Below are 6,675 nucleotides of genomic sequence, written 5' to 3' on the forward strand. Positions count from 1 at the left end.
CTATTTTCGACGTCGCCGTGGCACCTCATAACGCGCCGACATCTGCCGCGTGAGATCGATCATCTTGTCGCGAAGTTCGGCAGGTTCGAGGACTTCCGCTTCGGGTCCGAGGCGCAACAATTCGGCGGCGGCATGCCATGACGTCTTTCCGGTGGGTATTCGCGCGATGCGCCAGCCGTCGGCGTCGGCGGTCTCGTCGAGTTGCGTGCGCGTCCTGACGTAGGGCGAACTCAGCGCGTCGAGCAGCTTCACACCAAACGGCGACAGACGGACGATCGCCACGTTGGGATGCATCTCGGCTTCCATCCGCAGTGTCGCCTTTTGCCAATAGGCGGCGAGGTCGAAGTCAGCCGGACGATCGAAGCCGATATCGAGCGACGTGCAGTCGAGCACGCGCGCGATCCGATATGTTCGGACGCTGCCACCAACCTGCCCGGCGAGATACCAACTGCCGCCTTTCAGTACGAGGCCGAGCGGTGCGACGCGGCGCTGCTTCTGCGCATGCCACGACTGGTAGCGAATTTCGATCAACGTGCCGCGCAAAACCGCGCCGGCAATCTCGCGCAGATGTTTGGGCTCCTCCGCTTCTCCAAACCAGCTCGGCGCGTCGAGATAAAAGCGCTCCTGCATGCGGCCGGCATCGTCGCGCAAATTCGCCGGCAGCGCCGCCAGCAGCTTGTTCTGTCCGGCGATCATCGCGGCATCGAGCCCGAGCGCCGCGGCAGGGCCTGGCAGCCCCGCCAGAAACAGCGCGCCCGCCTCGCTCTGCGATAGTCCATTCAAACGCACGCGATAGCCGTCGAGCAGGCGATAGCCGCCCTCGGCGCCGCGGTCGGCGTAAACCGGCACACCGGAGGCAGCGAGCGCGTCGATGTCACGATAGATCGTGCGCACCGATACCTCGCAAGCGTCAGCAAGTTCAGGGGCCGTCACCCGCCCTTTGGCCTGCAGAGTGGTGAGGATCGACAACAATCGGCTTGCGCGCATCGCTCATTGAACCATACCTGACAGAAGATGTCAGGTATGGAGCGTTACGACGGTCCCATCGCAACTTTGCTGAAAGAGACCGCCATGACTGATCCGAACCGACTGACACTGTTCTATTCGCCGCAAACCCGTGCGACCGGCGCGCGCGCGCTGTTGGAGGAGCTCGGCGCGCCGTATGACCTTCACGTGCTCAACATGAAGTCCGGCGAACAGCGCGAGCCCGCCTATCTCGCGATCAATCCGCTCGGTAAGGTGCCGGCAATTCGCTACCGCGACGCGCTGGTCACCGAACAGGTCGCGATCACGATCTATCTCGCCGACCTCTTCCCGCAGGCCGGGCTGACACCGGCGCTGAACGATCCGCTGCGCGGCCCCTATCTGCGCTGGATCGCCTATTACGGCTCGTCGTTCGAACCCGCGGTCGTCGACAGGTTCATGCAGCGTGAGGCCGCACCGATCGCAATGTCGCCTTATGCCGATTACGACACGATGCTCGGTGCGCTCGAAGCGCAACTCGCCAATGGCCCGTATCTGCTCGGCGATCGCTTTACTGCCGCCGACGTGCTGTGGGGAATGGCGTTCAACTGGACGATGACCTTCGGCCTGGTGCCGAAGAAGGATGTCTTCGTTCGCTACGCCGAGCGGATCATGTCGCGCCCCGTTTTCCAGCGCGTCAGCGCTGCCGACACCGAGATGGCGGCGGCGCACGCCGCGAAGGCCTGACAAAGCAAACCATGACAAGGTCCGCACGAGCGGGCCTTGCCATCGGCCGCGAACGAAGTTTGGCGGCGGCAATGGCAAGAGTGCAGTTCGTATCGCACCAACGCGGGCCAGCCTGCAGCCTCGTTATTTAAACCTCTATACAACGCCTTGAATTCGCTCACCTATGTAACATTCCCGACATTGACGCGGAACCGGAAGCAGTTCACGTTCCCGTCCATGCGGTAACCGAGCGCCAGGGCGCGGCCGCAACCTCGAGGCTTTAGCCTCCAACAGAAACCAACATCGCAGACAAGCTCGCGCGCCTCAGGGCGCGTCAGCATGACTGCGCCTTCAATTGAAAGGACACTGCCGCCATGGCCACACCGACTGCGCAGCTCGAGGCGTTGCTGATGCAACGTTCGATGAGTGACCCCGAGCTGATCGCTGCGACGGAAGCAGCAGCTGACTATCGCATTCTTCCGGACGCGACGGTGATCAAGGTCGGCGGCCAGAGCATGATCGATCGCGGTCGCGCCGCGGTGTATCCGCTGGTCGAAGAGATCGTCACGGCGCGCAAGCAGCATACGCTGCTGATCGGCACCGGCGCCGGCACCCGCGCGCGCCACCTCTATTCGATCGCCGCTGGCCTGAACTTGCCGGCCGGCGTGCTGTCGCAGCTCGGCGCTTCGGTCGCCAGCCAGAACGCCGAGATGCTCGGGCAGCTTCTCGCCAAATACGGCATCTCGTCGGTCGGCGACGCCGGCCTGTCGTCCGTGCCGTTGTATCTGAAGGAAGTGAACGCCGTGGTGTTCAGCGGCATGCCGCCCTACGGGCTGTGGATGCGGCCGTCCGCCGACGGCGTCATCCCGCCGTATCGCACCGATGCGGGCTGTTACCTCGTTGCCGAGCAGTTCGGCTGCAAGGCGATGATCTATGTGAAGGACGAAAACGGCCTCTACACCGGCAATCCCAAGACCGACAAGAACGCCACCTTCATTCCGAAGATCTCGGTCGACGAGATGAAGGCCAAGGGCCTGCACGATTCGATCCTCGAATTCCCGGTGCTCGATCTGATCAAGTCGGCCCGCCACGTGCGCGAGGTGCAGGTGATCAACGGCCTCGTCCCCGGCAATCTGACCCGCGCGCTCGCTGGCGAGCATGTCGGCACCATCATCACCGCGAACTGAAGAGCGACGACATGACCGACACCAATCACATCAAGCACGTCGCCTCGCCGCTCGCGCGCCAGACTTTGCTCGACAGCAATCTCACCCGCCCGGTCGCCGGCAAGAAGCCGATCCGCATCCTGCCGTGGCTGCAGGTCGTCAAGATCGGCGGCCGCTCGATCATGGACCGCGGCGCCGAAGCGATCCTGCCGATCGTCAGCGAGCTGCGCGCGCTGCTCCCTGAGCATCGCCTGTTGATCCTGACCGGCGCGGGCATACGCGCGCGGCATCTTTACAGCGTGGCGCTCGATCTCGGGCTGCCGGTCGGTTCGCTCGCCCCGCTCGCCGCCAGCGAGGCCGGCCAGAACGGCCACATCCTCGCAACGCTGCTGGCGCCGGACGGCGTCTCCTATATCGACAAGCCGACGGTGGTGAACCAGCTCGCGCTGCATCTCACGGCGACGCGCGCCGTCGTAGCCAGCGCCTTCCCGCCCTATCACAACCACGAATTCCCCGGCGCGCGGCTGCCGCCGCACCGCGCCGATGTCGGCGCCTTCCTGCTCGCCGATGCGCTCGGCGCCGCCGGCCTCACCTTCGTCGAGGACGTCGACGGCATCTACGATGTCGACCCGAACGCCCCTGCGGGCGACAGCGCCATCCTGATGCACGACACCAGCGCCGCGGAGCTTGCCAAGCACGACGGAACGCTGCCGATCGACCGCGCGCTGATCGAGGTGATGGGCAACGCCCGCCACATCGAGAAGGTGCAGCTCGTCAACGGTCTCAAGCCCGGCAAGCTCACCGCTGCGCTACGTGGCCAGCATGTCGGCACCATCATCAAGACCGGGGCGACGGCAACTTAGTAACGACGCAGCAGAACGCGCCCGACGGACGCGCGCGTTCCCAAACCGGCAGGCGTTTGATAGTGTTGTGGCGGCGCGCGGCCGTAAGCCCGCGCCGCCATCCGGAACGGGGGTTCCAACGAACTGCTACTCGGCCGCCTTGCGCGCCGAACGTTGGAGCCTTGCCATGCCGATCGCACGAGCCCGTTGGGGCGCGATTGCTCTAATCCTAGCCGTGCTTTGTCCCTTCGCCGCATCGGCCGCCGAGCCGAGCGGCTGCGGCGCGTTCGAATGGCCGATCGACCGCGAACGCGCGCTGCTGACCGCCGAGCCGGCGTCGCTTGCATCGGGCGCGGAGCTACAGGCGTTGCCTGCCACCGCGCTCGCCCTGAAACTGCGGCCCGCTACTGATGCCGCACTCCCCGCCCCGCCCGAGCGCGCGCCGGCGCCGGACCGCTACGCCGGTTTCGTGCGTATCAAGCAGGTCGCGAAAGCCGGCACATATACGATCGCGCTGTCGTCGGCCGGCTGGATCGACGTGGTGCAGGACGGCCGAACGCTGAAGCCAACCGGCTTCAGCGGCGCGACGGATTGCGACAGCGTTCGCAAGCTGGTGCGCTACCAGCTTGGCGCCGGCGAAGTGCTGCTGCAGATCAGCGGAGTCACCGCGGACACGGCGCACATTGCGATTCTATCAGTCGATTGAGCGCTAGACAGGAGCAAAGCAAAAAGCCCGCGGACCGGAGATCCACGGGCGATCGGCTGGAATGCTGCGTTTATCAGACCCTGCGCCGGTAAATCTGCAGGGTTGGTTGCGGGGGCTGGATTTGAACCAACGACCTTCAGGTTATGAGCCTGACGAGCTACCGGGCTGCTCCACCCCGCGATAAACCATTGCGCTGCCTCGAAAAACCGATGCGGACATCAACGCCGGGAGGCGCCGATCGATCCTTCCAAGGGTTCTTGAGAAGGCTGCCGGGGCGAGTGCCCGGGCGCGAGGGGTGTGTAGCAATGCCGGGGCGCTTTGGAAAGGCCCCGGGACCATATTTTCAATATTTATGACGGTGGAACCGAGTGTGGTTGCCGGAAGCCTCCGCGGCTGCAACAATTCGCACCAATCGGCCCCTTCAATCGGCCGAATCAGGCGGAGCGCACCATGGACCAGTCGCTGACCAGCGCCGCGGGGCTTGCCCTGCAGGGCACTTTTCACCGCATGATCGAGCTGTCACGGGCCGAGCCGGCGCCGACGCTGCAACAGCGGCTCGACCGGCTGTCGCGGCTGCGCGCGCTGCTCAAGGACAACGAAAAGCGATTCGAGCAGGCGATCTCGGCCGATTTCGGCCATCGCTGCACGATCGAAACGACGATCGCCGAGACTCTCGGCCTGCTCGGCGACATCAAGCATACGTCGAAACACCTCAAGCGCTGGATGGCGCCGCGCAAGGTGGCGACGCAGCTGCAGTTCATGCCGGGCAAAAACCGGCTGCTGCCGCAGCCGCTCGGTGTCGTCGGCGTCATCGCGCCGTGGAACTATCCGCTGCAATTGACGCTGGCGCCGGCGATCGGCGCACTCGCGGCCGGCAATCGCGTGATGATCAAGCCGAGCGAATTGTCGCCGAACTTCGCCGCGCTGCTGCGCGAGACCATAGCGGCGAAATTCGACGCGACCGAAATGGTCGTCACCGGCATCGAAGACGGCATCGCGGAGGCGTTCGCGGCGCTGCCGTTCGACCATCTGATGTTCACCGGCTCGACGCGCGTCGGCCGCATCGTCGCCAGCGTCGCCGGCCGCAATCTGACGCCGGTGACGCTCGAGCTCGGCGGCAAGTCGCCGACCATCATCGACCGCTCCGCCGATCTCGACGAAGTCGCGCCGCGCATCGCCTATGCCAAGCTGATGAACGCCGGCCAGACCTGCATCGCGCCGGACTACGTGCTGGTGCCGCACGACAGCCTGGACGAACTGACCGGCAAGATCAGCGGCGCGATGCAGCGGATGTACGGTAGCGATCCGGCCAATCCGGACTACACCTCGATCATCGCGGATCATCACTATGCGCGATTGCAGAGCTTGGTCGAGGACGCCGCCGCCCATGGCGCCAAGTTGCTGCAGCCGGCGGCAGCGGACGACGCGGCATGGAAGAGCAAGCGCAAATTCCCGCCGACTCTCGTGCTCGGCGCGACGCCAGACATGAAGATCATGCAGGAAGAAATCTTCGGGCCGCTGCTGCCGATCCTCGGCTATGGCACGCCGGCCGAGGCGATCGCCTTCATCAACGGCCGCGACCGGCCCCTGGCGCTGTATTGGTTCGGCAAGGACGATGCGGCACGCGACGAGGTGCTGGCCCGCACCGTGTCGGGCGGCGTCACGATCAACGACTGTCTGGTCCATTTCGCCCAGGCCAATCAGCCGATGGGCGGCGTCGGCCCCTCCGGAAGCGGCGCTTATCACGGCGAATGGGGCTTCAATACGTTCACCAAGTTGAAGCCGGTGTTCTATCGTTCGCCGTATAACCGCTTCGCCGATCTGCAGCCGCCATACGGCGGCAAGATCGCGCGCGTGATCAAGATGATGCGGCTGATGTCGTAAGACCAAACACGCCCGGCCAACGATGCCGGGCGTGCGCACAACGATAACAAGAAACAACAAGATCAATGGGAGGGATACAGTGACGGATATTTGTGATTTCGTTGTGGTCGGCGGCGGCTCGGGCGGCTGCGCCGTCGCCGGGCGGCTGTCAGAGGACCCCGCGACTTCGGTCGCGATCCTGGAAGCCGGCGGCACCGGCGACAATTGGGTGGTGAAGACCCCCTACGCGCTGTCGCTGATGGTGCCGAGCAAGTTGAACAACTGGCATTTCGAAACCGTGCCGCAGCCGGGCCTCAACGGCCGCATCGGTTATCAGCCGCGCGGCAAGGCGCTCCGCGGCCTCCTCCGCCATCAATGCGATGGTGTATATCCGCGGCCACAAATGGGA

General features: G+C 64.8%; 6 protein-coding genes, 1 tRNA gene and 1 pseudogene. 6 read left to right on the plus strand and 2 right to left on the minus strand.

Features of this window, described 5'->3' with window-relative positions:
* A complete protein-coding gene (locus tag I5M_RS09325; RefSeq protein ID WP_031335948.1) occupies positions 1-987 on the minus strand; it encodes a YafY family protein in 987 nt (328 codons plus the stop codon).
* A gap of 84 nt (positions 988-1,071) precedes the next feature.
* On the opposite strand from I5M_RS09325, the gene I5M_RS09330 reads away from it, so the two are divergent.
* The 4 genes from I5M_RS09330 to I5M_RS09345 all read left to right on the plus strand — a co-directional run bounded on the left by I5M_RS09330 (position 1,072) and on the right by I5M_RS09345 (position 4,403).
* A complete protein-coding gene (locus I5M_RS09330; protein WP_031335950.1) occupies positions 1,072-1,710 on the plus strand; it encodes a glutathione S-transferase family protein in 639 nt (212 codons plus the stop codon).
* Positions 1,711-2,063: 353 nt separating this feature from the next.
* A complete protein-coding gene (locus tag I5M_RS09335; protein WP_022721156.1) occupies positions 2,064-2,876 on the plus strand; it encodes a uridine monophosphate kinase in 813 nt (270 codons plus the stop codon).
* A gap of 11 nt (positions 2,877-2,887) precedes the next feature.
* A complete protein-coding gene (locus I5M_RS09340; RefSeq protein WP_022721157.1) occupies positions 2,888-3,718 on the plus strand; it encodes a molybdenum storage protein subunit alpha in 831 nt (276 codons plus the stop codon).
* A gap of 67 nt (positions 3,719-3,785) precedes the next feature.
* Positions 3,786-4,403: a hypothetical protein gene (locus I5M_RS09345; RefSeq protein ID WP_244431959.1), complete on the plus strand. Its 618-nt coding sequence runs from the start codon at positions 3,786-3,788 to the stop codon at positions 4,401-4,403.
* A 103-nt stretch (positions 4,404-4,506) separates the two neighbouring features.
* Here I5M_RS09345 and I5M_RS09350 read toward each other — a convergent pair.
* A tRNA-Met gene (locus I5M_RS09350) sits at positions 4,507-4,583 on the minus strand.
* Positions 4,584-4,853: 270 nt separating this feature from the next.
* On the opposite strand from I5M_RS09350, the gene I5M_RS09355 reads away from it, so the two are divergent.
* On the plus strand, positions 4,854-6,287 hold the full coding sequence (locus I5M_RS09355) for a coniferyl aldehyde dehydrogenase (protein WP_022721159.1): 1,434 nt from the start codon (positions 4,854-4,856) through the stop codon (positions 6,285-6,287).
* A gap of 79 nt (positions 6,288-6,366) precedes the next feature.
* Positions 6,367-6,675 (plus strand): annotated as a pseudogene (locus tag I5M_RS29440) (GMC family oxidoreductase N-terminal domain-containing protein); the annotation flags it as partial.

The sequence above is a fragment of the Rhodopseudomonas sp. B29 genome (assembly GCF_000333455.1).
Lineage (GTDB): Bacteria > Pseudomonadota > Alphaproteobacteria > Rhizobiales > Xanthobacteraceae > Rhodopseudomonas.